This is a genomic window from Paraplanobispora siamensis (assembly GCF_016863175.1).
GTDB lineage: Bacteria > Actinomycetota > Actinomycetes > Streptosporangiales > Streptosporangiaceae > Planobispora > Planobispora siamensis.
In genome coordinates this window covers 1-26,735 of sequence record NZ_BOOJ01000078.1, presented here as the reverse complement: position 1 = coordinate 26,735, position 26,735 = coordinate 1, and the positions used below count along the sequence as shown (strand labels likewise).

The window sequence follows — 26,735 nt, the reverse complement described above, 5'->3', positions numbered from 1 at the left end:
ATATTTCATACTTTGATAAGCGATGACCGAGATGATCGGGATGTTTCTGTGACTCAGCGAAGCGAGCGGGACGGCGGCCACGCCGCGACCGCGGTCCTCGTGCTGGAGGACGGCCGCGTCTTCCACGGCACCCCATACGGCGCCGAGGGCGAGACCTTCGGCGAGATGGTCTTCAACACCGGCATGACCGGCTACCAGGAGACCCTCACCGACCCCTCCTACCACCGCCAGATCGTCGCGATGACGGCGCCCCACATCGGCAACACCGGCGTCAACGACGAGGACCCCGAGTCCTCCCGGGTCTGGGTCGCCGGATACGTGGTCAGGGAGCCCGCCCGCGTCTCGTCCAACTGGCGGGCGAACCGCTCCCTGGACGACTATCTGAAGGAGCACGGCGTCGTCGGGATCGCGACCCCCGGCACCCGCGCCCTCACCCGTCACCTGCGCGAGCGCGGCGCCATGCGCGCCGGCATCTTCTCCGGCGAGGCCCTGGCCCCGGTCGAGGAGCTCGTGGAGCGGGTGCGGCGGAGCCCCGCGATGGAGGGCTCCGACCTGGCCGGGCAGGTCTCGGCCGCCGAGCCGTACGTGATCCCCGCCCTGGGCGAGAAGAAGTACACCGTGGCGGCCGTGGACCTGGGCATCAAGTCCATGACCCCGCACCGGATGGCCGAGCGCGGCTGCGAGGTGCACGTGCTGCCCGCCACCGCCACCGCCGAGGACATCCTCTCGCTCGACCCCGACGGCGTGTTCTTCTCCAACGGCCCCGGCGACCCGGCCACCGCCGACGACGCGGTGGCGGCGCTGCGGGGCGTGCTGGACGCCGGAAAGCCGTTCTTCGGCATCTGCTTCGGCAACCAGATCTTCGGCCGGGCCCTGGGCCTGGGCACCTACAAGCTGCGCTACGGGCACCGCGGGGTCAACCAGCCGGTCCAGGACCGCCGCACCGGCAAGGTGGAGATCTCCGCGCACAACCACGGCTTCGCCGTACGGGCGCCGCTGGAGGGGACCTTCGAGACGCCGTACGGCCCCGCGGAGGTCAGCCACGTCAACCTCAACGACGACTGCGTCGAGGGCCTGCGGCTGATCGACCGGCCCGCCTTCAGCGTGCAGTACCACCCCGAGGCCGCGGCCGGCCCGCACGACTCGGCGAGCCTGTTCGACGACTTCTGCAAGCTGATGGAGGGCGAGCGTGCCTAAGCGTACGGACATCCAGTCGGTCATGGTGATCGGCTCCGGGCCGATCGTGATCGGGCAGGCCTGCGAGTTCGACTACTCCGGCACCCAGGCCTGCCGCGTGCTGCGCGCCGAGGGCTTCCGGGTGATCCTCGTCAACAGCAACCCCGCGACGATCATGACGGACCCCGAGTTCGCCGACGCCACCTACGTCGAGCCGATCACCCCGGAGATCGTCGAGAAGATCATCGCCAAGGAGCGGCCCGACGCGCTGCTGCCCACCCTGGGCGGCCAGACCGCGCTCAACACCGCGATCGCCCTGCACGAGGCGGGCGTGCTGGCCCGCTACGACGTCGAGCTGATCGGCGCCGACGTGGACGCCATCCAGGCGGGCGAGAACCGCGAGCGGTTCAAGGAGATCGTCGCCAAGGTCGCCGCCGAGCACGGCCTCAACGCCGAGTCGGCCAAGTCGATCATCTGCCACACCATGGACGAGTGCCTGGCCGCGGCGGGGGAGCTGGGCTACCCGCTGGTCGTGCGGCCCTCCTTCACCATGGGCGGCGTCGGCTCCGGCTTCGCGCACGACGAGGAGGACCTGCGCCGCATCGCCGGGGCGGGCCTGGACGCCTCGCCGACCACCGAGGTGCTCCTGGAGGAGTCCATCCTCGGCTGGAAGGAGTACGAGCTGGAGGTCATGCGCGACAAGGCCGACAACGTCGTCATCGTCTGCTCCATCGAGAACCTCGACCCGATGGGCGTGCACACCGGCGACAGCGTCACCGTGGCCCCCGCGCTGACCCTCACCGACCGCGAGTACCAGAACATGCGCGACGTCGCCATCGCGGTCATCCGCGAGGTCGGCGTGGACACCGGCGGCTGCAACATCCAGTTCGCGGTCAACCCGCGCACCGGCCGCATGATCGTCATCGAGATGAACCCGCGCGTGTCGCGCTCCAGCGCGCTGGCCTCCAAGGCCACCGGCTTCCCGATCGCCAAGATCGCGGCCAAGCTCGCCATCGGCTACACCCTCGACGAGATCCCCAACGACATCACCCGCGAGACCCCGGCGTCCTTCGAGCCCGCGCTCGACTACATCGTGGTCAAGGTGCCGCGCTTCGCCTTCGAGAAGTTCGCCGGGGCCGACCGGACGCTGACGACCCACATGAAGTCGGTCGGCGAGGCCATGGCCATCGGCCGGTCCTTCCCCGAGGCCCTGCAGAAGGCGCTGCGCTCGCTGGAGAAGAAGGACGCCGCCTTCTCCTGGGCCGGCGAGCCCGGCGACAAGGACGGGCTGCTGGCAGCCTGCCGCACGCCGCACGACGGCCGCCTGCGCACCATGCAGCAGGCCATCCGCGCCGGGGCGACCCCGCAGGAGCTGTTCGAGGCCACCTCGGTCGACCCGTGGTTCCTGGACCAGCTGTTCGCGATCGACGAGGTGGCCGCGGAGCTGGGCGAGGCGTCCCAGCTCGACGCCGGGACGCTCACCAGGGCCAAGCGGTACGGCTTCAGCGACGTGCAGATCGCCGAGATCCGCGGCATGGACGAGGCCCGCGTGCGCGACCTGCGCCACGCGCTGGGCGTGCGCCCGGTCTACAACACGGTCGACACCTGCGCCGCCGAGTTCGCCGCGCAGACGCCGTACCTGTACTCCACCTACGACGAGGAGACCGAGGTCCCGTACGGCGAGCGCCCGAAGGTCCTCATCCTCGGCTCTGGGCCCAACCGGATCGGCCAGGGCATCGAGTTCGACTACGCGTGCGTGCACGCCTCCTTCGAGCTGTCGGCCGCGGGCTACGAGACCGTCATGGTCAACTGCAACCCCGAGACGGTCTCCACCGACTACGACACCTCCGACCGGCTCTACTTCGAGCCGCTCACCCTGGAGGACGTGCTGGAGGTCGTCCACGCCGAGCAGCAGACCGGCCCGGTGGCGGGCGTGATCGTCCAGCTGGGCGGTCAGACCCCGCTCGGCCTGGCGCAGGCGCTCAAGGACGCCGGGGTGCCGATCGTCGGCACCTCGCCGGAGTCGATCCACCTGGCCGAGGAGCGCGGCGCGTTCGGCCGCGTGCTGGCCGAGGCCGGGCTGCCGGCGCCCAAGCACGGCACCGCGGTGACCGAGCAGGAGGCGCTGGAGATCGCCGCGGAGATCGGCTACCCGGTGCTGGTGCGCCCCAGCTACGTGCTGGGCGGCGCGGGCATGGCGATCGTCTACGACGACGAGACCCTCGTCACCTACATGGCCCGGGCGGGCGCGACCCCCGAGCGCCCGGTGCTGGTGGACAAGTTCCTCGACGAGGCCGTCGAGATCGACGTGGACGCCCTGTTCGACGGCGAGGAGCTCTATCTCGGCGGCGTGATGGAGCACATCGAGGAGGCCGGCATCCACTCCGGCGACTCGGCGTGCTCGCTGCCGCCCATGACGCTCGGCGGCTACGACATCAAGCGCATCCGCGCCGCCACCGAGGCCATCGCCCGCGGGGTGGGCGTGCGCGGCCTGCTCAACGTGCAGTACGCCATGTCGGCCAACATCCTGTACGTGCTGGAGGCCAACCCGCGCGCCAGCCGTACCGTGCCGTTCGTCTCCAAGGCCACGGCGGTGCCGCTGGCCAAGGCGGCGGCCCGGGTGATGATGGGCGCCACGGTCGCGCAGCTGCGCGCCGAGGGCATGCTCCCGGCCGAGGGCGACGGCGGCACCCTGCCGCTGGACGCGCCCATCGCGGTCAAGGAGGCGGTGCTGCCGTTCAACCGCTTCCGCGGGGTGGACATCGTGCTCAGCCCGGAGATGCGCTCCACCGGCGAGGTCATGGGCATCGACGAGTTCTTCGGCACGGCCTACGCCAAGTCGCAGGACGCCGCCTACGGCGCGCTGCCGACCAAGGGACGGGCTTTCGTCTCGGTGGCGAACCGGGACAAGCGGGCAATGATCTTCCCGGTGAAGGCCCTGGCCGACCTCGGTTTTGAGATTCTGGCGACCGAGGGCACGGCCGAGGTGCTGCGCCGCAACGGCGTCCGTGCCAAGATCGTGCGCAAGCAGAGTGACGGTACGGGGCCCGACGGTGAGCCGACGATCGTCCGGCGCATCCTGGACGGCGAGGTGGATCTCATCGTGAACACGCCCTTCGGCAGCCCCGGTCAGTCCGGGCCGCGGCTGGACGGCTACGAGATCCGCACCGCGGCCGTGCTGCGGGGGATCCCCTGCATCACGACCGTTCAGGGACTCGCCGCGGCCGTCCAGGGCATTCAGGCCATCGTGCGCGGTGACATCGGCGTACGGTCGCTCCAGGAGCACGCGGAGCGGTTGAGGCGAGGAGCGAGCGGAGCGGGCGGCGAAGGATGAGCCGGCCGCGGAGTGAACGACGAACCGAACGCGACCATGGGCACAGCGGTTGAGAGGATGACGCCCCCCAGGCGGAGGTGAGGGAGACGCCTGTTACCCCGGTACAGGTCACGGGCACGGTGCTGACGACGCGTCAGGTGGACGCCTACCACGCGCTGACCGTCGTCGCGCCCGGAATCGTCGAGCGGTTCCGCCCCGGCCACTTCGTGGGAGTGGCCGTCGGCGGGCCGCACACGTCCATGCTGACGCGCCGCGCCTTCTCCATCCACGACGTCAAGCCCGACTACGGCGGCACCGTGGAGTTCGTCTTCGCCGTCAACGGCCCCGGCACGGCCTGGCTGGCCGGGCGCCGTGCCCGCGACACGCTGGACCTGGTCGGCCCGCTCGGCCGGCCGTTCCCGCTGCCGCGGGACCCGGTCAACTGCGTCATGGTCGGCGGCGAGTACGGCTCCGCCATGCTCTTCGCCGTCGCCGACGCCCTCCAGCAGCGCGGCTGCCGCGTCGACTTCGTGCTCGGCGCGGCCTCGGCCGACCGGGTGTTCGGCGCGATGCGCGCCCGCAGGATGGGGGAGAGCACCACCCTCACCACCGAGGACGGCTCGCTGGGCATGCGCGGCAGGGTGACCGACGTGCTGCCCGGCGTGATCGCCGACGTGCGGGCCGACGTCGTCTACGCCTGCGGGCCGATGGAGACGCTGCGCGGGGTGACCGCCGTGGCGGTCGAGTTCGACATCCCGGTCCAGGTTGCCGTGGAGGAGCGGATGGCCTGCGGGATCGGCGTGTGCATGACGTGCGTGCTGCCGGTCATCGGCGACGACGGGGTCACCCGGATGGTGCGCTCGTGCGTGGAGGGCCCGGTCTTCCGGGGTGAGCGTGTCCGCTTCGACGATGTGGGAACGATCCCGTTCGACGCGCTCGGAGCGCCCGGCGGAGGATCGCGGAATGTCGGTTGACATGCGGACGTACCTGGGGCACGTGGAGCTGGCCAACCCGGTCGTGACCGCCGCGGGCTGCGCCGGGTCGGGCGCCGAGCTCGCCCAGTTCTTCGACCTGGGCAGGATCGGCGCGCTGACCACCCGGTCGATCACGATGGCCCCCAGGGCGGGCCGGCCGACCCCCAGGATGGCCGAGACGCCCTCCGGGCTGCTGAACGCCGTGGGGCTGCAGGGGCCCGGCGTGGACGCCTTCCTGGCGCGCGAGCTGCCCTGGCTGGCCCAGCGCAACATCAGGACCGTGGTCTCCATCGGCGGCGGCACCGTGGCCGAGTACACCGCGCTGGCCCGCAGGCTCAACGACGCGCCCGGCGTGACGGCCGTGGAGGTCAACCTGTCGTGTCCCAACATCGAGGACCGGGGGCGGGTCTTCGCGCGCGACGGCGCGGCCTCGGCCGAGGTGATCGCCTCGGTGCGCGCGGTGATGCGCTACGACGTGCCGGTGGTGGCCAAGCTCTCCCCGGACACGGCCGACATCGTGACCGTCGCCCGCGCGTGCGTGGACGGCGGCGCCGACGCGCTGTCGATGATCAACAATCCGCTCGGCATGAGCATCGACACCGAGACCATGCTCCCCTCGCTCGCCGCGGGCACCGGCGGGCTGTCGGGACCGGCCGTCCGCCCGCTGGCCGTACGCTGCGTGTGGCAGGTCCGCGCCGCGCTGCCGACGGTGCCCATCATCGGCATGGGGGGCGTGCTGACGGGCAGGGACGCCTTCGAGTTCATCCTCGCCGGGGCCTGCGCCGTCGCTGTGGGCACCGCGCTGTTCAACGACCCCTACGCCTGCCTGCGCATCCTGCGCGAGCTGGAGGAGCTCGTGGCGGCACGGGGGTACACCCGGCTGGCCGACGTGATCGGCCTGGCCCACCGCCCGCCGGGGGCGACCACCCGGCACCGCACGGATTTCGAGGAGAGCTCGCTGTGACTCCCGCCCCCATCGCCGTCGCCCTGGACGCGCCCGACCTGGAGACCGCGGCCCGCTGGGCGAGCCTGGTGACCCCGCACGTCAGCACCGTCAAGGTGGGGCTGGAGCTGTACCTGCGCTACGGGCCGGACGTGATCGCCTCGGTGCGCGGGGCGAGCGGCGTGCAGGTGTTCCTCGACCTGAAGCTGCACGACATCCCCAACACCGTGGCCGGCGCGGCCAAGGCCGTGGCGCGGCTCAAGCCCGCCATCCTGACCGTCCACGCGGCCGGAGGGCCGGCCATGATCCGCGCGGCGGTGGAGGCGGCCCCCGCCACCCGGATCGCGGCGGTGACGGTCCTGACGTCGCTGTCGGAGGCCGACATGGAGCGCACGGGCCTGGCGGGGCCGCCCGGCGACGCCGTACGCCGCCTGGCGGTCCTGGCCGTGGAGGCGGGCGCCCAGGCGCTCGTCTGCTCGCCCCAGGAGGTCGCCGCGGTGCGCGCGGAGGTCGGCCGGGACATCATTTTGATCACTCCCGGCGTCCGCCCGGCCGGGAGCGAGAGTCAGGACCAGGCGAGGGTGGCGACCCCGGAGCGCGCCTTCGCCGACGGGGCCGACCTTCTGGTGATCGGCCGCCCGATCACCGGCTCGGCGGACCCCGGCGCGACGGCCGCGGGCATCGCCGCGGCGCTCCGCCGGGTCTCCGCGGCGGCTCGCCCGGGTGTGTGATCTAGGTCGCTGTGAACGCTGAGTTGAACGTCATTTGATCCACAGGTGGCGACACGGCGGACACACAGCGTGAAGAACTGGGATTTTCCTGGGAAGAAATGGGCCTTGACGTTGCTTGAAGCGCCATGACCAGCTAGTTTCCCTTCCCGTCCGAGTACATCGACAGGAAATTCGAGGTGACCCGGCGTGGCTCTTCCTCCCCTTACCCCTGAGCAGCGCGCCGCAGCCCTAGAGAAGGCTGCAAAGGCCCGCCGAGAGCGTGCCGAGGTCAAGAACCGCCTGAAGCACGGTGCGGTCTCTCTGGCCGAGGTGCTCAAGGATGGGCAGGCCGACGACGTCATCGGCAAGATGAAGGTTTCGGCCCTTCTGGAGTCGCTCCCCGGCGTGGGCAAGGTCCGCGCCAAGCAGCTCATGGAGCGACTGGGCATCGCAGAGTCCCGTCGCGTGCGGGGTCTGGGCGCCAACCAGCGTGCCTCCCTTGAGCGTGAGTTCGGCGGAGCCGAGAGCTAGTCTCGGTTCCGTACCAGCACGTTCGCCCGCATCGCGGGGAAGAAACACGGGGGTTCGGAGTGACCGGAACGTCGCGGCCCGACGAGAGTCGGGCTCCGCAGAAGACAGCGGCGAGCGGATCCGGTGGCTTCCCTCCTCCGGCCGGAGACCCGGAGAAGGCCTCGGCCTTCACCGGGCCCGGCAGGCGCCTGACGGTCCTGTCCGGGCCGTCGGGCGTCGGCAAGTCCACGGTCGTCGCCGAGCTTCGGCGGGCACACCCCGAGGTGTGGCTGTCGGTCTCGGTGACCACCAGGAAGCCCCGCCCGGGGGAGACCCACGGGGTCGAGTACTTCTTCGCCGACAACGAGGAGTTCGACGGCCTCATCGCCTCCGGGGGGCTCCTGGAGTGGGCCGAGTTCGCCGGCAACCGCTACGGCACGCCGCGCACGCCGGTCCTGGACAAGCTCGCCGCCGGGGTGCCCACGCTGCTGGAGATCGACCTGCAGGGGGCGCGCCAGGTCCGCGCCACCATGCCGGAGGCGCTGCTGGTCTTCCTGGCCCCGCCGAGCTGGGAGGAGCTGGAGAAGCGCCTGCGCGGACGCGGCACCGAGCCGGAGGACGTCATCGCCCGGCGCCTGGCCGCGGGCCGGATCGAGATGGCCGCCGAGCAGGAGTTCGACCTCACCCTGGTGAACACGTCCGTCCAGGACGTATGCCATCGGCTGATAGCCTTGATGGCCGATGCTCCCGAGGCCTCGCGCCCCGGACGTTCACCTAGCTAGGGGAAAACACAACGTGGCAAGCAACGCCGCCTACGCAGAAGGCATCACCAACCCGTCGATCGACTCGCTGCTGGAGATCGTCGACAGCAAGTACAGCCTTGTGATCTTCGGATCCAAGCGCGCCCGCCAGATCAACGCCTACTACTCCCAGCTCGGCGAGGGCCTGCTGGAGTACGTCGGCCCGCTGGTGGAGACCCACGCGCAGGAGAAGCCGCTGTCCATCGCGCTGCGCGAGGTCGCCGAGGGCCTGCTCACCTCCGAGCCGATCGAGGGCTAGTCCCGCCGATGGGCTCCACCGACGGCGACACGCCCGGGAAGCCGAACGTCGTCCTCGGCGTGAGCGGGGGCATCGCCGCCTACAAGGCATGTGAGCTGCTGCGCCTGTTCACCGAGTCCGGGCACGACGTCAGGGTCGTGCCGACCGCCCAGGCGCTCCGCTTCGTGGGCGAGCCCACCTGGGCCGCCCTGTCCGGCAATCCGGTCAGCGCCGACGTGTGGGACGACGTGCACGAGGTGCCGCACGTCCGCATCGGCCAGGGCGCCGACCTGGTGGTGGTGGCCCCCGCCACCGCCGACGTGCTGGCCAAGGCCGCCCACGGGCTGGCCGGCGACCTGCTGACCAACACCCTGCTCACGGCCCGCTGCCCGGTGGTGTTCGCCCCGGCGATGCACACCGAGATGTGGGAGCACCCGGCGACCCAGGCCAACGTGGCCACCCTGCGCGAGCGCGGCTCCATCGTCCTGGACCCCGCCGTGGGCCGGCTGACCGGCGCGGACACCGGCCGGGGACGGCTGCCCGACCCGGTGGAGATCTTCGAGGTGTGCCGCCGCGTCCTGGCCGGACGCGCTCTCGACCTCGCCGGCCGCCACGTGGTCGTCTCCGCGGGGGGCACCCGCGAGGCCATCGACCCGGTCAGGTTCATCGGCAACCGCTCCTCGGGTCTGCAGGGATACGCCCTGGCCCGTACGGCCGCGGCCCGCGGCGCCCGGGTCACCCTTGTCGCCGCCAACGTCGCGCTGCCCGACCCCGCCGGGGTCGAGGTGGTCAGGGTCGAGTCGGCCCTGCAGTTGCGCGAGGCCGTGACGGAGGCGGTCCAGGACGCCGACGCCGTGGTCATGGCCGCCGCCGTCGCCGACTTCCGGCCCGCGGCCCGGAGCGACTCGAAGATCAAGAAGACCTCGGCCGAGCCCGACGCCATCCACCTGGTGAAGAACCCGGACATCCTGGCCGAACTGGGGGAGCGCCGCCGCGACGGCGCGAAGCCGTACCCCGAGGTGATCGTGGGGTTCGCCGCCGAGACCGACGACGTCCTGGCCAACGGCCGGGCCAAGCTCGCCCGCAAGGGCTGCGACCTGCTCGTCGTCAACCAGGTGGGCGAGAACCTCGCCTTCGGCACCCCGGACAACGCGGCCGTGGTGCTGGTCGCGGACGGGGACCCGGTGGAGATCCCGCGCGGGCCCAAGGAGATGCTGGCCGACGTGGTCTGGGACCTGGTCGCCGCCCGCTTCGACCGCCGGGCCTGACGGTCTCTTCCTCCCGGGCGCCCGCACGGCGGGCCCGCCCGGAGTGTCTCCCCGGACGCCGGTGGCCGGGTGACGTGACGGCCCGCCCGGAGGGTCCCCCTCTGAGCGCTGTCCGGTTCGAGCGCTGTCCGGTTCCGGTCATCCGCCCGGCGGGTTTCCCCCGGTCCGGAGGTTTCCGCAGCGGAGAGATCCCCGATACGCGCTCCTGATCCGCTTGCCGGAGATCCCCCGCCGACGGATACTGCGTGCGGAGTGACCTGGAACGTTGTACCAGGGGGTCTGATCATGCCGGTTCCGGGTGCCGTCTGGGCGCGTTGCCGCGCCATCCTCCCGCCAGGACAGGAGATCCGCTACATCCTGCCCGCGCTGTCGGTGGGCTCGCCGGGGATGGCGACCTTCCTGATCGTGGTCACCGACCAGGCGATCTCCGTGCTGTCGACCAAGTTCTTCGACCGCGACGTGCCCACGTCCATCTACGCCACGCACGCCCGGCGGACCCGCCTGGGCCCGGTGGAGTTCTCCACCGGCGCGGCGATCGACCTCGGCGGCATGGTGTTCGAGATCGACGACGAGTACGGCGCGGTGGTGCGCGCGGCCGACGCGGAGGTCTTCGCCCCGGAGACGCTGCCGGCCGATCCGCTTCCGGACCTGTGATCGCGTCTGCCGGGGCGCCTGCGCGGATGCCTCCGCGGACGCCTTCGGGGACGCCTTCGGGGACGCCTTCGAGGGTGCGGGAATTCGAGACGGTTTCGCAACGCCGCTCCTGGTGGGGCTAGACTTCGGCGGAACGCTGCCGTGTCCCCGCACCGCAGCCCCCAGTCGCCAGCAGCCGCTGCATGAGGAGCCCTGACTTGTCCCGTCGCCTTTTCACCTCCGAGTCGGTCACCGAGGGCCACCCGGACAAGATCGCCGACCAGATCAGTGATGCGATTCTCGACGCCATGCTCAAGGGCGACCCCAAGAGCCGGGTCGCGGTCGAGACGCTCATCACCACCGGTCAGGTCCACGTCGCCGGTGAGGTGACGACGGAGACCTACGTCGACATCCCCGGCATCATCCGGGAGAAGATCCTCGAGATCGGCTACGACGCCTCGCACAAGGGCTTCGACGGCGCGTCCTGCGGTGTCTCGGTGTCCATCGGCGCCCAGTCGCCCGACATCGCCCAGGGCGTCGACGACGCCTACGAGCACCGCGAGGAGGGCGACGACGACGAGCTCGACCGCCAGGGCGCCGGTGACCAGGGCCTGATGTTCGGCTACGCGACGAACGAGACCCCCGAGCTGATGCCGCTGCCGATCCAGCTCGCGCACCGCCTGGCCGAGCGCCTGTCGCAGGTCCGCAAGGACGGCACCGTCCCCTACCTGCGCCCCGACGGCAAGACCCAGGTCACCATCGAGTACGACGGCGACAAGCCGGTCCGCCTCGACACGGTGGTCGTCTCCACCCAGCACGCGGCCGAGATCGACCTCAAGGAGATGCTCGCGCCCGACATCAAGGAGCACGTGGTCGACCCGGTGCTCGCGGGCGTCGAGCTGGACACCGAGGGCTACCGCCTGCTGGTCAACCCGACCGGCCGCTTCGAGATCGGCGGCCCGATGGGCGACGCCGGCCTGACCGGCCGCAAGATCATCGTCGACACCTACGGCGGCATGGCCCGCCACGGCGGCGGCGCCTTCTCCGGCAAGGACCCGTCCAAGGTCGACCGCTCGGCCGCCTACGCGATGCGCTGGGTCGCCAAGAACATCGTGGCGGCCGGCCTGGCCGACCGCGCCGAGGTCCAGGTCGCCTACGCCATCGGCAAGGCCCACCCGGTCGGCGTGTTCGTCGAGACCTTCGGCACCGAGAAGATCTCGGTCCTGCAGATCCAGGAGGCCGTGCTCAAGGTCTTCGACCTGCGCCCCGCCGCGATCATCCGCGACCTCGACCTGCTGCGCCCGATCTACTCGGCGACCTCCGCCTACGGCCACTTCGGCCGCAAGGACTTCGCCTGGGAGGCCACCGACCGCGCCGACGCCCTGCGCGAGGCCGCCGGTCTCTGACCCGTCACGGGTTTTCCGTCCCCGCGGGCACCGCGCACGACCGTGACGCGGTGCCCGCGGGGCCTCAGGCGTGCGCGGCGCCCGCCAGGACGGCTCCGTACTGGATGGCCACCAGGTCGCGGATGGGGATCGTCTCCCCGGGAGTCTCCGCGTCGGCCTCGGCGCACCAGGCCGCGTAGACCTCGGCCAGCCTCCGGGTGCACCTGCGCACCGCCGCGGTGCCGTTGCCGATGGCCAGTTCGCCCTCCAGCGCGCGCAGCAGCATGCCGCCGAACCTGAGGCGGGCGCTGTGCGTGGTCTCCCGGCACGACTGGCGCTCGGCCACGGTCGCGGGCCGGTCGTTGCCCGGCTCCTCGGCGCGGTGCTCGGCCGCCGCGGCCATCTCGGCGACCAGGGGGACGAAGAACCTGCTGGCCCGGATGAACGGCGAGCGGGCCGTCAGGTCGCCCGCCACCGCGCTCATCGTCCCGTCGAGCACGGCGAAGGTCTCGCGCAGGTGCGCGGCCTGGGCGCGGATCAGCTCGTCGTAGGCGACGCCCGCCGGCGAGCGGTCGCCGGCCGCGGGGTCGCGCCAGTAGGGCAGCTCGGCGGTCAGGGAGAGCGTGCCGTACCGGGCGGCGTAGGAGTCGCTGGCCCCGCCGCCGATCTGCTCGGCCGCGTCCTGCCCCAGCGCCTCGACGTAGTCGTAGAAATCCTCCATGCGCGGGGTCAGATAGACGGCCTCGTCTAGCTCCCGCACCGAGGGGTGCTCGGGCTCGCCCGCGTGCAGCGGCACGCCGTACCGGCCGGGCAGGGCCCGCAGCACGGCGTGCAGCGCGGGCACCGGGCGGCTGAGATAGAAGAACGCCCCGCCCATCTCGCTGTTGTGCAGGGTGGTCATGAACGACGGGCGGGTCTCGTCGATCAGCCGCATCAGCGCCAGCGTCTCGGGCATCACCCGGTCGAAGTAGGCGCGCTTGTAGGCGAAGGGGAAGGTCCACTCGACCTGCTCGTCGCCCGCGGGCCGGTAGAAGTGCCGGCCGTAGTGGGTCTTGGTGAACGGCCCGGCGAACCACCCCTCGTTGAGCCGCGTCCCGTCCGGGTCCAGGCATCCCACGATGTGCCAGGTGTGCCCGGTGGAGCGCAGCAGCGCGGGGTCCTGGCACAGCCGGGTGGCCAGATGGACGACGGTGAGGCCGCCGATCGGCTCGTTGGGATGCGGCATGGCGCCGACCAGCGCGTGACGCGGCCCGTCGCCCGCCGTCAGGCAGAGGATGGGCTCGCCCAGCCGGGAGGTGCCCACGCGGCGCAGCGAGGCGATGCGGGGGTGGCCGGCGGCCAGCCGGGTGAGGGCGGCCGAGATCTCGTCCACCGTGGCGAACCGGTCGTAGCCGGGGACGGAGTCGAGCTCCTCCCGGAGTGCGGGATCGATCACCCTCCCAGTGTGCCGACCGCCCCTCGCTGATCCGCTGCCTGCCCCCGGATCTAGGGTCGGGGCCATGGCTTCCTTGCTGCTGCGCAACGCGCGGATGGGTCCCGGCGGGCCGGTCCGCCACGTCCTGATCGACGGCGGGCGGATCGCGGGGGTGAGCCCCGAGCCGCCGGACTGCGACGAGTCGGTGGACGTCGAGGGGGGCACCGTGCTGCCCGGCCTGTGGGACGCGCACGTGCACTCCCGGCAGTGGGCCCAGGCCCGGCGCAGGATCGACCTGAGCTCCGCCCGCTCGGCGCGGCAGGCGGCCGAACTGGTGGCCTCGCGCGCCGACCCGTCCGGGATCACGACCGGGTACGGCTTCCGCGACGCCCTGTGGCCCGACACGCCGGACAAGGAGCTGCTGGAGGCGGTGGCGCCCGGCAGGGCGATGGTCCTGATCAGCAATGATCTGCACACCGCTTGGTTCAGCCCCGCCGCGCTGGCCGTGGTCGGCCGCGGCGGGCATCCCACCGGGGTGCTGCGGGAGCAGGACTGCTACAGCGCGATGGCGGAGCTGCCCCCGCCGCCGCGGGAGGAGCTGGACCGCTGGGTGGCCGAGGCCGCCACGGCCGCGGCGGCCAGGGGCGTGGTGGGCCTGCTGGACTTCGAGTTCGCCGACAACGTCACCGAGTGGGCCCGGCTGGCGGGGGAGCGGCGGATCGACGTGCGGGTGCGCTGCTCGATCCCGAAGGACCGGCTGGAGGAGGCGATCGGCCGCGGGCTGCGCACGGGCGACCCGGTCGGCGGGTCCGGGGGCCCGCTGGAGGTCGGGCCGGTGAAGATCTTCGCCGACGGATCCCTGAACACCAGGACCGCCTACTGCGAGGACCCCTACCCCGGCATCGGGACCCGGGGACTGCTGGAGATCCCGCCGGAGGAGCTGCGCTCCACGATGGCCCTGGCCTGGCGGCACGGGATCGTCCCCGCCGTGCACGCCATCGGGGACCTGGCGGTGGGCATCGCGCTGGACGCCTTCGAGCGGGTCGGCTGCCCCGGCAGGATCGAGCACGCCCAGCTCGTCCGCCCGGAGGACTTCCCGCGCTTCGCCCGGCCCGGGCTGGTGGCGGGCGTGCAGCCGGCGCACGCGCCCGACGACCGGGAGGTGGCCGACCGGCACTGGCACGGCAGGACCGGCCGGGCCTTCGCCTACGCGGGCCTGCTGGCGGCCGGCGCCACCCTGGAGCTGGGCTCCGACGCCCCCGTGGCGCCCCTCGACCCGTGGGACGGGATCGCCGCCGCCGTCGAGCGGACCGACGACGACCGGCCGCCGTGGCATCCCGAGCAGGCGATCCCGCTGACCGAGGCCCTGGCGGCGGCGGCCGGGGGCAGGCGCGGGGTGCGGCCGGGCGACCCGGCGGACCTGGTGATCACCGAGGACGACCCGGCCCGCCTGGAGGGCGAGGCGCTGCGCCGCGTGCCGATCTTCGGCACCCTGCTCGCCGGCCGGTGGACCCACCGGAGGCCGTGACGACGGGCGGGGCGCCGGACCCCTGAGGGGTACGGCGGGCGTGCGGGGAGGTGTGGCGTGCGGGAGGTGCGGCGGGCTCCTGGAAGGTGTGGCGGGGGTTTTCGGGGGGTCCGGGCTTTTTGCGGATGGGGGCGGCCCCAGGCCGCCGCCCGGTCGGGCGAGACCTGCTCCCGGCATCTGGTAGGACAAGTGGGTGACCCATACGAACCCCTCGGCGGATGACGGCGCCCTGCTGCCGCTGGACGCCGTCCGCGAGAGGTCCGTGCCCCCCGCGAGGACCGCGCCCGCCAAGGGCGTGCCGGAGCCGGCCGCCACGCTGCCCGTCGCCCGGGTCGTGGTGGACACCCCGCTGCCCCACCTGGACCGGCTGTTCGACTATCTCGTCCCGGCCCCCATGGACGCCGACGCCGTGCCGGGCTGCCGGGTCCGCGTCCGGTTCGCGGGCAAGCTCACCGACGGGTTCCTGCTGGAGCGGGCCGAGACCACCGAGCACGAGGGCAGGCTGACGCGCCTGGAGAGGGTCGTCTCGCCCGAGCCGGTGCTCGCCCCCGAGATCGCCCTGCTGGCCCGCGCCGTCGCCGACCGCTACGCGGGGACCCTCGCCGACGTCCTGCGCCTGGCCGTACCGCCGCGCCACGCCAGGGTCGAGGCCGAGGACGCGGCCGGTTCCGGCGCGAACGGCACCGGGCCGGAGGCGGCCGCCGGCGACCCGGTGGGGGAGGCGGCCGGGGACCCGGGGCCGTGGGCCGGATACGGCGACGGTGAGGCCTTCCTGGCGGCCCTGGCGCAGGGGCGCTCGCCGCGGGCGGTGTGGACCGCTCTGCCGGGGATCGGCGAGGCCGGGCCCGAATGGCCCCGGGCGGTGGCGGTGGCCGTCAGGGAGACGCTGCGCGGCGGCAGGGGCGCCGTGGTGGTGGTCCCCGACGGCAAGGACGTGGTGCAGGCCGACGCGGCGCTGGCCGCGGTCCTGGGGCCGGGCAGGCACGTGTCGCTGACGGCGGACCTGGGGCCCGCCGAGCGCTACAGACGGTGGCTGAAGGTCTCCAGGGGAGAGGTCCGGGTGGCCGTCGGCACCCGGGGGGCGGCCTTCGCGCCGGTCAGGGACCTCGGCCTGGCGGTCGTCTGGGACGACGGCGACGACCTGCACGCCGAGCGGCTGGCGCCGTACCCGCACACCCGCGAGATCCTCGCGCTCCGGGCCCACCAGGGCCGCGCCGGCCTGCTCGTCGGCGGGTACACCCGCACGGCCGAGGCCACCCGGCTGGTGGCCACCGGCTGGGCCGCCCCGATCACCGCGGCCCGCGAGACGGTCAGGGCCAGGGCGCCCAGGGTCCGCCCGGCCGGGGACGACGCCGAGCTGGCCAGGGACGAGGCGGCCAGGGCCGCCCGGCTGCCCAGCCTCGCCTGGCGGACGCTGAAGACGGGGCTGGAGAGCGGTCCGGTGCTGGTGCAGGTGCCCCGGCGGGGATACCTGCCAGCCCTGGCCTGCCAGGGCTGCCGGGCGGCGGCCCGCTGCGGCCACTGCGCGGGGCCGCTCGCGCTGCGCAACGGTCACGCCGCGCCGTACTGCCGCTGGTGCGGGCGGATCGCCGGAGCCTGGCGCTGCCCGGCCTGCGGCGCCCAGCGGGTCCGCGCCCGGGTGGTCGGCGCCCGGCGCACGGCCGAGGAGCTGGGCCGCGCCTTCCCCTCGGTCCCGGTCAAGACCTCCGGCAAGGACGGCGTCCTGGCCACGGTCGGCCCGGGGCGGGCCCTGGTGGTGGCCACCCCGGGGGCCGAGCCGGTGCCCGAGGGCGGTTACGCGGCCGCGGTGCTGCTGGACGGGTGGGCGCTGCTGAGCCGGCCGGACCTGCGGGTCGCCGAGGAGACGCTGCGCCGGTGGATGAACGCCGCGGCCCTGGTGCGCGCCGGGGGCGAGCTCGTCGTGCTCGCCGACTCCTCCCTGCTCCCGGTGCAGGCGCTGCTGCGCTGGGATCCGGTCACCCATGCCGAACGGGAACTGGCCGACAGGACAGAACTCGGTTTCCCCCCGGCGGTGCGGATGGCCACTCTGACCGGGCCTCCGGCGGCGGTCAGAGAGATGTTGAAGGAGACGGCGCTGCCGGAGGGCGCTCAGGTCCTCGGGCCCGTCCCCGTCGAGCCTTCCAGGGGCGATCAGGTGCGGGAACGCGCCATGGTGCGCGTGTCGTGGGGGGCGGGACCGGCGCTCGCCGCCGCGCTGAAAGGGGCCGCCGGGGTGCGTTCGGCACGCAAGGCGGCCGAGGTGGTCAGGGTGTGCATTGACCCCCTGGACGCCATTTGAGTTGTTTCCCCGATTCGCGGTGCTGACAGTAAGCCGTTAATTTCTCCCTGTGTCGATCGAATGGGTGAATCGGGCCGTTGACGATCTGCGTGCGTGGGGACGTGCCAACGACCTGCACGTTGACGCCGACGAAATCCGCCTGCTCTGTGACTACGCGAGCGACTACCTGGATGTGAACGAACTGGGGGATTTCACTCCGGTCACTTTTGAGGATCTGCTGCTCGACATCTATCCGCGCAAGGTCATCGCCCCTCCGGAAAGCGCCGCCGAGACGATCGCCGCCGCCCGCACCCTCGTCGACTTCCTGCTGTCGACCGAGGAGATCGGCGGGAAGATGGCCGCCCGCATGCGCGCCACCCTCGACCGGGTCGAGCCGGAGATGCCTGCGGCCCTGGCCGACACCTCCCGCTTCGGCATGGCCAAGAGCCTGTTCAGCGCGATGGGCGCCGACTCGCTGGAACAGGACACCCAGGTCCCGGCGATGATGGTCGAGAGCGACGCCCCGGGCTGCGACTGCCCCGGCTGCACCCCGCTGCCCCCGGTACGGCTGGCGCCCCCCGAGGTGCTCACCGAGGCCGCCCTGCGGGTGCCGCTGCTGACCGACGCCCGCCGCCTGGCCCAGTGGATGCTGGCCGGCGGGCGCACCCCGACCGCCAAAGGGCGACTGCGCGTGCGCGACGCCGCCGAGGCGACCGCCCAGCTCGACGTGCCCGACCCCGACTTCCTGTGGGACGTGGCGCTGCGGGCCGGGCTGGTTGAGCGGCAGGGCACGGCCATCTTCGACGGCGACGGGGCCGGTCCGCTGGACGTGTGGGCCGCCACGGTGGCCTTCCTCGTCGAGGGGGACACCGGCGGCGTCATCTCGGGCTGGGAGATCTTCGACGGCGAGCTGTACGGCCTGTGCGACATGCTCTACCGGCTGCAGGTGCCGATGGCGATGTCCCTCGTCGAGGAGTACCTCGACGAGATCGGCCTCCTCGAAGAGGAGGAGGACCTCGACCTCGAGGAGGCCGTGCGGCGGCTGACCTACTGCGGGCTGACCGAGCGGGTCCACGACGCGCTGTCGCTGACCCCGCTGGCCGTGTGGGGGCTGCGCGAGCTCTACGTCGGCATGGGCATGGAGGCCCCGGAGGCCGCCGACCTGACCGGCGCCGACGCGCCGGCCCTGATCGAGGGGCTGCTGTCCGGGATGCCGCCGGAGGCGGCCGAGGCGGACATCGAGGGCTGGCTGGACCGCAGGACGCCCGGCGAGGCCGCCGCCGAGCTGCTGACGGCGGTCGCCGGGGCGCCCTCGGTCGCCAGGGGCATCGCGGTGACGATCGTCGACCGGCTCGGCCCCGAGGCCGAGCCGGCCGTCCGCGCCGCGCTGGAGGAGCCCGAGCTGCGCCCGCACGCCATCCACTGGCTGTCCTCGCGGGGCCTGGCCGCCCCGAGCCTCACCGAGGAGGAGGTGCTCTGGATGAGCGTGGACATGCTCGCCCTGGCGCTGCCGGCCGCCGAGGACGATCCCGAGACGTTCGCGGAGAACATGGCGGCCTCCGGCCCTCCGGCGCACGTGATCGAGGAGATGTGGCGGGTGGACCATCCCGACGTCGTGGACGTACTGGAACTGCTCGGTCGCTCTCTGCAGGATCAAAACGTGGCAAAGGCCGCACGCAAGGCGGCTTTCAAGGCACGTTCGCGCGCCATCGGCTGAGCCGTACATCCGCGGGGCTCCTGTGGAGTAAGTTTCACGGGTGGCAAAGAGCGGGAACACCGGCAACGTCTTCGACATCGGCGAGCTGAGGAGGCTGGTCGACGAGCTGGGGGCCGTGCCGCCCGAGGGGCGCGCGGCCGTGCTCGACGGGATCGCCGCCGACGGAGACGACTGCGACTGCCCCGGATGCGGCACCGAGGCGCTGAGCTTCCCGCCGGTCGAGCTCGCCCCCGACGACGAGCTGGCCCGCGCCGTGCCGCAGGTCCCGCTGGTGGCCGACGCCCGGCGGCTGGCCGCCTGGACCGGCACCCGCGAGGTCACCCCCGAGTGCCTGCTGCCCGACCCCTTCCTGGCCGCCGCGGAGCTGGGACTCGCCGGCCCGGACCGGGTCCACCTGCTGTGGGTGGTCGCGGTCAACACCGGCATGCTGCGCATCTCCCGGGGCACGGCCACGCCCGGCCCCCTGAACCTGTCCGGCGGCCTGCCGCCCGCCGCGCTGCTGGAGTTCTGGGACGGGGTCGTCATGGACGTCCTGGACCGCGCCGAGGAGAGCCTGACCGGTTCGGCGGTGATCGACGAGCACCTCGCCGAGATGCTCGCGACGATGTACGCCGTGAACGACGGGCTGTCGCACGCCACCCTGGTCAAGGGCATCCTCCAGTCGCACGAGGTGGCCTGCGAGGCCCGGCCTGCGGAGATGCGGGCGCTGGCCGCCTCCCTGCCCGGCGAGCTGGAGTCCGCGCTGGCGCTGCTGGGCTACTGCGGGCTGGTCGAGCCGACGACGGCGGGCCGGCTCCGGCTGACCCCGCTGGGCCTGTGGGCCGTCCGCCGCGACCTGATGCGCGAGGGGCACGACGCGCCCACCGGCGCCGAGGTCGCGGTCTTCGCCGATCTCGGCGCGGCCGAGCTCGTCGAGGCGATCGCGAAGAAGGCCGCGGCCTCCAGCGCCGTCGCCGTGTGGCTGGAGGCCCGCACGCCCGAGGCCGCCGCCCGTGAGCTGATCAAGGTGGCCTGCTCCGGCGCCGCGGGCCATCGCGGTGTCGTGGGCTCGATCCTGGAGGAGCTCGGGCCCGAGGCCGAGGCCCCCCTCCGCGAGGCGCTCGCCGAGCCCGCCATGTGGCGCTACGCCGCCTCCTGGCTGCACGTGCGCGACCTGACCGCCCCGGCGCTCACGCCGGCCGACAACATCTGGCTCACGGTCGACGCGCTCGCCTCCCGGATCCATCTGGGCCGGATCGCCGAGGGGATGGGCGAGTTCGACGCGCTCGAACCGGGCGAGGACCTGGTCCGCATGGTCGAGGAGATGGCCCTGGCCGACCATCCCGACCGGATCGCGGTGCTCGACATGCTGGGCGCGCACCACTCCGACGCCGCCGTGGCCAAGGCCGCCCGCAAGGCCGTGATGAAGGCCCGATCCCGTCAGGCCCGTAAACTGGGGTGATTCTCTGGAAGGAGCCCCGTTGGCCATTCAGTCGATCCGCCTTTTCGGCGACCCGGTGCTGCGCACTCCCGCGGAGCCGGTGAAAGACTTCGACAAGGAGCTGCACAAGCTCGTCAAAGACCTCACCGACACGATGATGGACGCGCCCGGAGCGGGCCTGGCGGCGCCGCAGATCGGGGTCGGCCTGCGGGTCTTCACCTACTACGTCGACGACCAGCTCGGGCACCTGATCAACCCGAGCCTCGACCTGTCCGACGAGAAGGACGAGGAGGGCGAGGAGGGCTGCCTGTCCTTCCCCGGCCTGACCTACCCGACGCCCCGGGCGATCCGCGCGGTGGCCAAGGGCTTCAACATGCACGGCGAGCCCGTCACGATCGAGGGCACCGACCTGATGGCCCGTTGCTTCCAGCACGAGACCGACCACCTGGACGGCATCCTGTTCATCGACCGGATGGACGCCCAGCAGCGCAAGCTCGCCATGAAGGAGATCCGCCAGGCCGAGTGGAGCGGGCTGGCGGCTCCCACCGTCAAGTTCTCCCCGCACGCCACCCACGGGAAGGCTCTGTAGGAACCTTGCGCCTGGTCTTCGCCGGAACCCCGGACACCGCCCTGCCCGCGCTGCGCGCCCTGCTCGACTCGCCGCGCCACGAGGTCGTGGCCGTCGTGACCCGCCCGGACGCCCCCTCGGGCCGGGGCCGCAGGGTCCACCCCAGCCCCGTGGCCGAACTGGCCGAGGAGGCGGGGCTGGAGGTCCTGCGTCCGCCGAAGGCGGGCGACCCCGCGTTCCTGGAGCGGCTGCGGGAGATCGACCCGGACGCCTGCCCCGTGGTGGCCTACGGCGCGCTGCTGCCCCAGTCGGCGCTCGACATCCCGCGCCACGGCTGGATCAACCTCCATTTCTCGCTGCTGCCCGCGTGGCGGGGCGCCGCCCCCGTGCAGCACGCCGTCCTGCACGGCGACGAGATCACCGGCGCGAGCACCTTCCAGATCGTCAAGGAGCTCGACGCGGGCCCGGTCTACGGCATGGTCACCGAGGAGATCCGCGCCACCGACACCAGCGGCGAGCTGCTGGCCCGGCTGGCCGAGTCGGGCGCCGGGCTGCTGGCGGCCACCATCGACGGGATCGAGGACGGCACCCTGGAGGCCCGCCCGCAGCCCGCGGAGGGAGTGAGCCTCGCCCCGAAGATCAACGTCGAGGACGCCCGGGTCGACTGGTCCGCCCCCGCGATGCGGGTGGACCGCCTGGTCCGCGCCTGCACGCCCGCCCCGGGCCCGTGGACCGAGTTCCGCGGTCAGCGCGTCAAGCTCGGCCCGGTACGGCCCGCCCCCGGCGCCTCCGCCCTCGCCCCCGGCGAGCTGGCGGTGTCCAAGAACTCCGTCCTGGTCGGCACGGCCACCCACCCGGTCGAGCTGGGCGAGGTGCAGCCGCAGGGCAAGCGCCTGATGACCGCGGGGGAGTGGGCCCGCGGAGTGCGGCCCACCGACGAGGATCGGCTGGTCTGACGCATCATGAGTGATCGGGGGAACGGCGCGGGCCGCCCGCAGGGCGGTTCCGGCGGCCGCGGTCAGGGACCGGGCGGATCGGGTGGCCGCGGTCAGGGCTCCGGCGGCCGCGGATCCGGCGGTTCCGGTGGGCGTGGCCAGGGCTCCGGTGGGCGTGGTCAGGGCGGCGGTGGCCGTGGCTCCGAGGGCCGGGGATCCGGGGGACGTGGCCGGGGTCCGGGCGCTTCCCGGGGGCGCGGTGGCGCCGGGGGAGGACGTCCGTCCAGGCCGGTCCACGACGAGGCCCGCAACACCGCCTACGACCTGCTGCGCGCCGTGGATGAGCGGGACGCCTACGCCAACCTGCTGATGCCCGTACTGCTGCGCGAGCGCGGTCTGTCCGGCCGGGACGCGGGGCTGGCCACCGAGCTCGCCTACGGCACCCTGCGAGGACTGGGCACCTACGACGAGATCGTCGCCGCCTGCAGCGACCGGGCTCCGGAGGACCTCGACCCGCCGCTGCTGGACGCCATCCGCCTGGGCGTGCACCAGCTGCTCAAGACCCGCGTGCCCCCGCACGCCGCCGTGGGCACGACCGTCGACCTGGTCAGGCTGAGGGTCGGCGTCGGCCCGTCGAAGTACGCCAACGCGGTGCTGCGCAAGGTCGCCACCCGCTCCCTGGAACAGTGGATCCCGATCGTGGCCCCCGACCCGGCCGACGACCCGATCGGCCACCTGGCGGTCGCGCACAGCCATCCCCGGTGGATCGTCACCGCGCTGCGCGACGCCGTCGGCGGCGACTTCGACGAGACGGCCGACCTGCTGGCCGCCGACAACGAGCGCCCCCGGGTCACCCTGGTGGCCCGGCCCGGCCGCGCCACGGTGGGGGAGCTCCTGGCCTCCGGCGCCGAGCCCGCGGAGTTCTCCCCCTACGCGGCCTATCTCCTGGAGGGCGACCCCGGGACCGTCCCGGCGGTGGCCGAGGCCCGCGCCGCCGTACAGGATGAGGCCAGCCAGCTCGTCGCCCTCGCCCTGACCCGCGTCCCGGTGACCGGCGGCGACACCCGCTGGCTCGACATGTGCGCCGGTCCGGGAGGCAAGGCGGGCCTGCTGGACGCCCTGGCCACCCACGGGGACACCGCCGTCCCGTCCGGCCCGTCCGGTCCCGCTGCGCCGTTCCACCCGGGAGCGTCTCCCGCCGGTGATGCCCCGGGCCCCTCCTCCGAGGGCTCATCCCCGGTGCGCTTCCCCGGCGGGGCCCGTCTCCTGGCCGCCGAACTGCAGTACCACCGCGCCCGCCTGGTACGCCAGGCCACCCGGGAGGCCGGGGTGGCCGTCGCCGACGGCACGATGCCCGCCTGGCGGCCCGGGGCCTTCGACCGGGTCATGGTGGACGCCCCCTGCACGGGTCTGGGCGCTCTGCGCCGCCGCCCGGAGTCCCGCTGGCGCCGCGACCCCCGCAGCCTCCCCGAACTGGGCCGGCTCCAGCGCGCCCTGCTCGCCTCCGCCCTCGACGCGGCCCGCCCCGGCGGAGTGGTCGCCTACGTGACCTGCTCACCCCACCTGGCCGAGACCGCGACCGTGGTCGGCGACGTCCTGCGCGACCGCGACGACGTCGAGACCCTCGACGCCCGCGCCTACCTCCCCGAGGTCAAGGACCTGGGCGACGGCCCGTACGCGCAGTTCTGGCCCCACCGCCACGGCACCGACGCCATGTTCCTCGCCCTCCTCCGCCGCCGGGGCTGACGCCGGGTACGGCGCGGGTTCAAGCCAAGGCACCGGCGCCGGTACGGCCGCTGCCCTCGGGCCCTGCCGTGCCGCGACAACGCCCGCCTGCGCGCTCGCACCGGGCCTGGCTCACACGGCGCCGGTACGGCTTCTGCGCTCCGGCTCCGCGGCGTTGCACCCCTACCTGCCGGCGCTGCTCGTACCGGGCCTGGCTCACACGGCGCCGGTACGGCGAGGGGCCGGACGGCGGTGCTCGGCGCCGTTCTGTACGGCGCGCGGGCCGGGGCGGGACCGGGTCTGAGAGGGGCGGGTGTCGGGTAGCGGGGTGGGTGTGGGGGCATGGTCCTGCTGTGCGGGTGGTTGTTCCGGCGGGCCGTCTCAGCGGGGCTCCGGTGCATTCAGACCTTCGGCCTGCCCGGGCGTACGGGGTGCGGTCCTTTTCCTACGCCGGTTTCCACAACCACCCGCTCCGCACTCCTCGAACACCGCCGTAGGCGGTGCAGGCCGTATGGTGCGGGCCGTATGGTGCGGGCCGTATGGTGCGGGCCTTTCCCGGAGGACCAGTCTTCTGGGGTGGCTGAAACGCGGGCGCGGGGCCGTTCAGGGGCGCTCGCCGTAGCTGAAGCCGCCGTGCGGGAAGGAGCGCAAGGCCGGTCGACGGAGGCGTGCGCGAGGTGAACCCGGTGCGCGGATGCCGGCGGCGTTGCGCCGCCCGGCCTGCCGGACCATGACCTGCGAGCGGTCGATGCCGTACACCCGTCCCCGGGTGGCTCGGCCGGCGAGTTCGGCGACGGCGAGGCCGGGGCCGGGGCCGATCTCGAGCACCCGGTCGGTGGGCTGCACGTCCAGCAGCGACACCACCCACCTGTTGCGCTGCCGGTTGGAACGGCGATGAGCCATGACCCAACCGGCCGCCCGCCCGGCGACGCCCCGGGGATGGCCGAACTGGGGTACCACCGTTCTGATCACCCGTTGCTTGAGAGCCGTACCCGTTGTCGTCACGGTCGCCAGTCAACGACTTCATGTGCGCCTGAAGTCAAGACGAGAACCGATCGCCGGTGTCCAGCCCTCGGCTCTCCTGGAGCGCCGTCTCGGCGTTCTCCGGCAGGGAATGCAGCCGACGCAGGACAGGGGGTCATGGTTGCCTTCCGTGGGCGCGAACGATTCTGCCCTTCCTTCGGAGTGAGTGCTCACTCATAATTGACGGAGTGAGCACTCACTCCGTAGGGTTGGCGTATGACATCACCCTCCCCCCGCCGGCGCGCGCCGGCCATGAGCACCGAGCAGCGCCGAGCGATGATCGTGGCCGCGGCGCTGCCGCTGGTCGCCGAACACGGCGCCGCCGTCACCACCGGCCGGATCGCCCGGGCCGCGGGCATCGGTGAAGGCACCGTCTTCCGCGTCTTCGCCGACAAGGACGAGCTCCTGGACGCCTGCACCGCCGAGGCGACGAACCCCGAGCACGTACTGCGCGAGCTGGCCTCGATCCCCCTGGAAGATCCGCTCGCCGCCCGGCTGGTCCAGGCGGCCGAAGCCATGCGCGCCCACCTGGAGCGCATGGGCGCCGTCACCGGCGCCCTGTACGCCTCCGGTCACCGCCGCGGGCGCGCCTCTGGCGACCGGCCGGCTCCGGGCAGCCGGGAGGCCTCGATGAAGGCGACCCGCGAGGCCGTCGCCGAGCTGATCGAACCCGACCGCGCGGCCCTGCGCCTGGAACCGGAAAAGATCGCCTCGATCTTCCTGGGAATGCTCTTCACCCGTCCCGGCCCGGCCTCCCACGAGGCGGAACCGTCCCCGGAGGAACTCGTCGACGTCCTCCTGTACGGCGCCCTGGCCGGCCCCGGGAGCGCGGCATGACCATCACGCTGAACCACACCATCGTCCCGGCCCTCGACAACCGCCGGGCGGCCCGCTTCTTCGCCTCCGTCATGGGCCTGGAGGAACTGCCGCCCGCCGGCCGGGACGGCCACTTCGCCCCGGTGCGGATCAACGACACGCCGACCCTGGACTTCATGACCGTGGACGATCCCGTCGGCATGCACCTGGCCTTCGATGTGGATCCGGCCACCTTCGATCGGATCCTGACCCGGCTGCGGCAGGCCGGCGTGCCGTACGGCAGCCGCCCCACCGAGCCCGGCAACGGCCGCGTCGACCACCCGCTGTGCCCCCGCGGGCTGTTCTTCGTCGACGCCGCCCGCAACCTGTACGAGGTGATGTCCCCGGCCTGACCGGTCGTCCGCCGGGGACCTCGGAGCCGTCAGCCGGGACCGGCGGAACCGGAGGGGTCCGAGGGGGAGGCGGGTGCGGCCTGCCGGCCGCGCCGCTGCAGATCGGCGGCGAACTCCTCGGCCCACCGCAGCTGGGTGCGCAGACTCTCGCAGCGCTCGCGGGCGGCGCGCTCGAAGCCCTCCAGCCGGTCCAGGAGCGCCCGGCGCTCGGCCTCGGACAGCGGCCCGGCGGGCGTGCGGCCCTCCAGCCGGTCGGTGACGGCCAGCAGCTCGCCCATCTGCTCCAGGGTGAACCCGAGCGGCTTCATCCGGCGGATCACCATCAGCCGTGCCACGTCGGCGTCGGTGTAGAGGCGGAAACCGCCCCGGCTGCGGGCCGAGGCCGGTACCAGGCCGACCTCCTCGTAGTGCCGGATGGTGCGCAGCGACAGCCCGGTGCGCTCGGCCACCTGGCCGATGTGCATGTGGCCTTCGCCGCCGCGTGCGGCAGGCGGGGTGGAGGACGGGGCTGCGGTATCACCCATGGTGTCCACGATCGGGGTGGCCTCACTGCTGAAGGGACGGCTGGAGGGTGGCCCCACCGGGCCCCTCCTCAATCTCTACTCTAACGTTAGGGTAGAGTTGCCGGCGACGGGGAGATTCCTGTCGGCCTGTCCGCTCGCCGCGGGCATCGCGCCGCGATCTGCCCGAGCACGGCGCACCGGCGCGTCGTGTGACGCTCCCGACGCAAAGGACACCGGCCCACGCATGCCCGCCTCGCCCGCCGCCTGCTGCCCGCCGTGACACCTGCGCTCCGCTAGCCGCTCCTCGACCCTTCCGGCGGCTCGTCCGGCGCCTGCCCTCCGAGCTCGCCGACCTCGCCGCCCGCCCGCCCGCCTGAGGCGGGCGCCGCTCTGTCGTGTTCTCCCTGTCGCCGCCCTTGCGGGGCCTGCCTGCGGCCGTACGCCGCACGGCGGCTCCCTCCTGACT

Annotated in this window: 22 protein-coding genes and 1 pseudogene; 20 read left to right on the top strand and 3 right to left on the bottom strand. The window is 73.3% G+C overall.

Annotated elements, in window-relative coordinates:
- Window positions 1-48 precede the first annotated feature (48 nt).
- The 11 genes from carA (at window position 49) to metK (ending at window position 11,971) form a co-directional block, all read left to right on the top strand.
- On the top strand, window positions 49-1,197 hold the full coding sequence (gene carA, locus Psi01_RS38805; protein ID WP_239128359.1) for a glutamine-hydrolyzing carbamoyl-phosphate synthase small subunit: 1,149 nt from the start codon (window positions 49-51) through the stop codon (window positions 1,195-1,197).
- Complete coding sequence (carB, locus tag Psi01_RS38800) at window positions 1,190-4,510, top strand: carbamoyl-phosphate synthase large subunit (RefSeq protein WP_204069178.1); 3,321 nt, start codon at window positions 1,190-1,192, stop codon at window positions 4,508-4,510. The genes carA and carB overlap by 8 nt, the downstream gene beginning before the upstream one ends.
- A 77-nt stretch (window positions 4,511-4,587) precedes the next feature.
- The gene (locus Psi01_RS38795; protein ID WP_204069177.1) at window positions 4,588-5,463 is read left to right on the top strand and encodes a dihydroorotate dehydrogenase electron transfer subunit; all 876 of its coding nucleotides are present in this window, start codon (window positions 4,588-4,590) and stop codon (window positions 5,461-5,463) included.
- A complete protein-coding gene (locus tag Psi01_RS38790) occupies window positions 5,453-6,427 on the top strand; it encodes a dihydroorotate dehydrogenase (protein WP_204069176.1) in 975 nt (324 codons plus the stop codon). The genes Psi01_RS38795 and Psi01_RS38790 overlap by 11 nt, the downstream gene beginning before the upstream one ends.
- Window positions 6,424-7,137, top strand: a complete 714-nt coding sequence (gene pyrF / locus Psi01_RS38785) for an orotidine-5'-phosphate decarboxylase (protein WP_204069175.1) — start codon at window positions 6,424-6,426, stop codon at window positions 7,135-7,137. Before Psi01_RS38790 ends, pyrF begins: the two co-directional genes overlap by 4 nt.
- Window positions 7,138-7,323: 186 nt before the next feature.
- Complete coding sequence (mihF, locus tag Psi01_RS38780; RefSeq protein ID WP_203879174.1) at window positions 7,324-7,647, top strand: integration host factor, actinobacterial type; 324 nt, start codon at window positions 7,324-7,326, stop codon at window positions 7,645-7,647.
- A gap of 188 nt (window positions 7,648-7,835) precedes the next feature.
- Window positions 7,836-8,408, top strand: a complete 573-nt coding sequence (gene gmk / locus Psi01_RS38775; protein WP_239128370.1) for a guanylate kinase — start codon at window positions 7,836-7,838, stop codon at window positions 8,406-8,408.
- Window positions 8,409-8,421: 13 nt separating this feature from the next.
- Window positions 8,422-8,685, top strand: a complete 264-nt coding sequence (gene rpoZ, locus Psi01_RS38770) for a DNA-directed RNA polymerase subunit omega (RefSeq protein ID WP_204069173.1) — start codon at window positions 8,422-8,424, stop codon at window positions 8,683-8,685.
- A gap of 8 nt (window positions 8,686-8,693) precedes the next feature.
- On the top strand, window positions 8,694-9,932 hold the full coding sequence (gene coaBC, locus Psi01_RS38765; RefSeq protein WP_204069172.1) for a bifunctional phosphopantothenoylcysteine decarboxylase/phosphopantothenate--cysteine ligase CoaBC: 1,239 nt from the start codon (window positions 8,694-8,696) through the stop codon (window positions 9,930-9,932).
- A 285-nt stretch (window positions 9,933-10,217) separates the two neighbouring features.
- Window positions 10,218-10,586: a hypothetical protein gene (locus tag Psi01_RS38760; protein WP_204069171.1), complete on the top strand. Its 369-nt coding sequence runs from the start codon at window positions 10,218-10,220 to the stop codon at window positions 10,584-10,586.
- 197 nt (window positions 10,587-10,783) lie between these two features.
- A complete protein-coding gene (gene metK / locus Psi01_RS38755; RefSeq protein ID WP_204069170.1) occupies window positions 10,784-11,971 on the top strand; it encodes a methionine adenosyltransferase in 1,188 nt (395 codons plus the stop codon).
- Between the two features lie 64 nt (window positions 11,972-12,035).
- Here metK and Psi01_RS38750 read toward each other — a convergent pair whose 3' ends face one another.
- A complete protein-coding gene (locus Psi01_RS38750) occupies window positions 12,036-13,385 on the bottom strand; it encodes a M14 family zinc carboxypeptidase (protein ID WP_204069169.1) in 1,350 nt (449 codons plus the stop codon).
- Between the two features lie 64 nt (window positions 13,386-13,449).
- Here Psi01_RS38750 and Psi01_RS38745 point away from each other — a divergent pair, with 64 nt between their 5' ends.
- The 7 genes and pseudogenes from Psi01_RS38745 to Psi01_RS38715 all read left to right on the top strand — a co-directional run.
- A complete protein-coding gene (locus Psi01_RS38745; protein ID WP_204069168.1) occupies window positions 13,450-14,892 on the top strand; it encodes an amidohydrolase in 1,443 nt (480 codons plus the stop codon).
- A 193-nt stretch (window positions 14,893-15,085) separates the two neighbouring features.
- A complete protein-coding gene (locus tag Psi01_RS38740; protein ID WP_204069167.1) occupies window positions 15,086-17,191 on the top strand; it encodes a primosomal protein N' in 2,106 nt (701 codons plus the stop codon).
- Window positions 17,192-17,255: 64 nt separating this feature from the next.
- Window positions 17,256-18,887 (top strand): hypothetical protein, encoded by a 1,632-nt coding sequence (locus Psi01_RS38735; protein WP_239128357.1) that lies wholly within the window; start codon window positions 17,256-17,258, stop codon window positions 18,885-18,887.
- 40 nt (window positions 18,888-18,927) lie between these two features.
- Window positions 18,928-20,328 carry a hypothetical protein gene (locus Psi01_RS38730; protein WP_204069166.1) on the top strand — a complete coding sequence of 467 codons (1,401 nt, stop codon included), beginning with the start codon at window positions 18,928-18,930 and terminating at the stop codon, window positions 20,326-20,328.
- A gap of 19 nt (window positions 20,329-20,347) precedes the next feature.
- Window positions 20,348-20,896, top strand: coding sequence for a peptide deformylase (gene def, locus Psi01_RS38725; RefSeq protein ID WP_204069165.1), 549 nt, complete (start codon window positions 20,348-20,350; stop codon window positions 20,894-20,896).
- 5 nt (window positions 20,897-20,901) lie between these two features.
- Window positions 20,902-21,831, top strand: coding sequence for a methionyl-tRNA formyltransferase (gene fmt, locus Psi01_RS38720; protein WP_204069164.1), 930 nt, complete (start codon window positions 20,902-20,904; stop codon window positions 21,829-21,831).
- 276 nt (window positions 21,832-22,107) lie between these two features.
- Window positions 22,108-23,556: pseudogene (locus Psi01_RS38715) on the top strand (RsmB/NOP family class I SAM-dependent RNA methyltransferase); the annotation flags it as partial.
- 582 nt (window positions 23,557-24,138) lie between these two features.
- Here the strand turns inward: Psi01_RS38715 and Psi01_RS38710 are convergent.
- Entirely contained in the window at window positions 24,139-24,438 is a 300-nt protein-coding gene (locus tag Psi01_RS38710; RefSeq protein ID WP_204069162.1) for a methyltransferase domain-containing protein, read from the bottom strand.
- Between the two features lie 336 nt (window positions 24,439-24,774).
- On the opposite strand from Psi01_RS38710, the gene Psi01_RS38705 reads away from it, so the two are divergent.
- Both Psi01_RS38705 and Psi01_RS38700 read left to right on the top strand, forming a co-directional pair.
- Window positions 24,775-25,395 carry a TetR/AcrR family transcriptional regulator gene (locus Psi01_RS38705; protein WP_239128356.1) on the top strand — a complete coding sequence of 207 codons (621 nt, stop codon included), beginning with the start codon at window positions 24,775-24,777 and terminating at the stop codon, window positions 25,393-25,395.
- Window positions 25,392-25,766: a VOC family protein gene (locus tag Psi01_RS38700; protein ID WP_204069161.1), complete on the top strand. Its 375-nt coding sequence runs from the start codon at window positions 25,392-25,394 to the stop codon at window positions 25,764-25,766. The genes Psi01_RS38705 and Psi01_RS38700 overlap by 4 nt, the downstream gene beginning before the upstream one ends.
- Window positions 25,767-25,795: 29 nt before the next feature.
- Here Psi01_RS38700 and Psi01_RS38695 read toward each other — a convergent pair whose 3' ends face one another.
- Window positions 25,796-26,290, bottom strand: coding sequence for a MerR family transcriptional regulator (locus Psi01_RS38695; protein ID WP_239128355.1), 495 nt, complete (start codon window positions 26,288-26,290; stop codon window positions 25,796-25,798).
- Window positions 26,291-26,735 lie beyond the last annotated feature (445 nt).

What these genes read in the sequence shown, in the direction of transcription:
- Psi01_RS38790 (WP_204069176.1), top strand. Translation starts at nt 5,453, where the DNA reads ATGTCGGTTGACATGCGGACGTACCTGGGGCACGTGGAGCTGGCCAAC.
- coaBC (WP_204069172.1), top strand. Translation starts at nt 8,694, where the DNA reads ATGGGCTCCACCGACGGCGACACGCCCGGGAAGCCGAACGTCGTCCTC.
- Psi01_RS38760 (WP_204069171.1), top strand. Translation starts at nt 10,218, where the DNA reads ATGCCGGTTCCGGGTGCCGTCTGGGCGCGTTGCCGCGCCATCCTCCCG.
- Psi01_RS38745 (WP_204069168.1), top strand. Translation starts at nt 13,450, where the DNA reads ATGGCTTCCTTGCTGCTGCGCAACGCGCGGATGGGTCCCGGCGGGCCG.
- Psi01_RS38710 (WP_204069162.1), bottom strand. Translation starts at nt 24,438, where the DNA reads ATGGCTCATCGCCGTTCCAACCGGCAGCGCAACAGGTGGGTGGTGTCG.
- Psi01_RS38705 (WP_239128356.1), top strand. Translation starts at nt 24,775, where the DNA reads ATGACATCACCCTCCCCCCGCCGGCGCGCGCCGGCCATGAGCACCGAG.
- Psi01_RS38700 (WP_204069161.1), top strand. Translation starts at nt 25,392, where the DNA reads ATGACCATCACGCTGAACCACACCATCGTCCCGGCCCTCGACAACCGC.
- Psi01_RS38695 (WP_239128355.1), bottom strand. Translation starts at nt 26,290, where the DNA reads ATGGGTGATACCGCAGCCCCGTCCTCCACCCCGCCTGCCGCACGCGGC.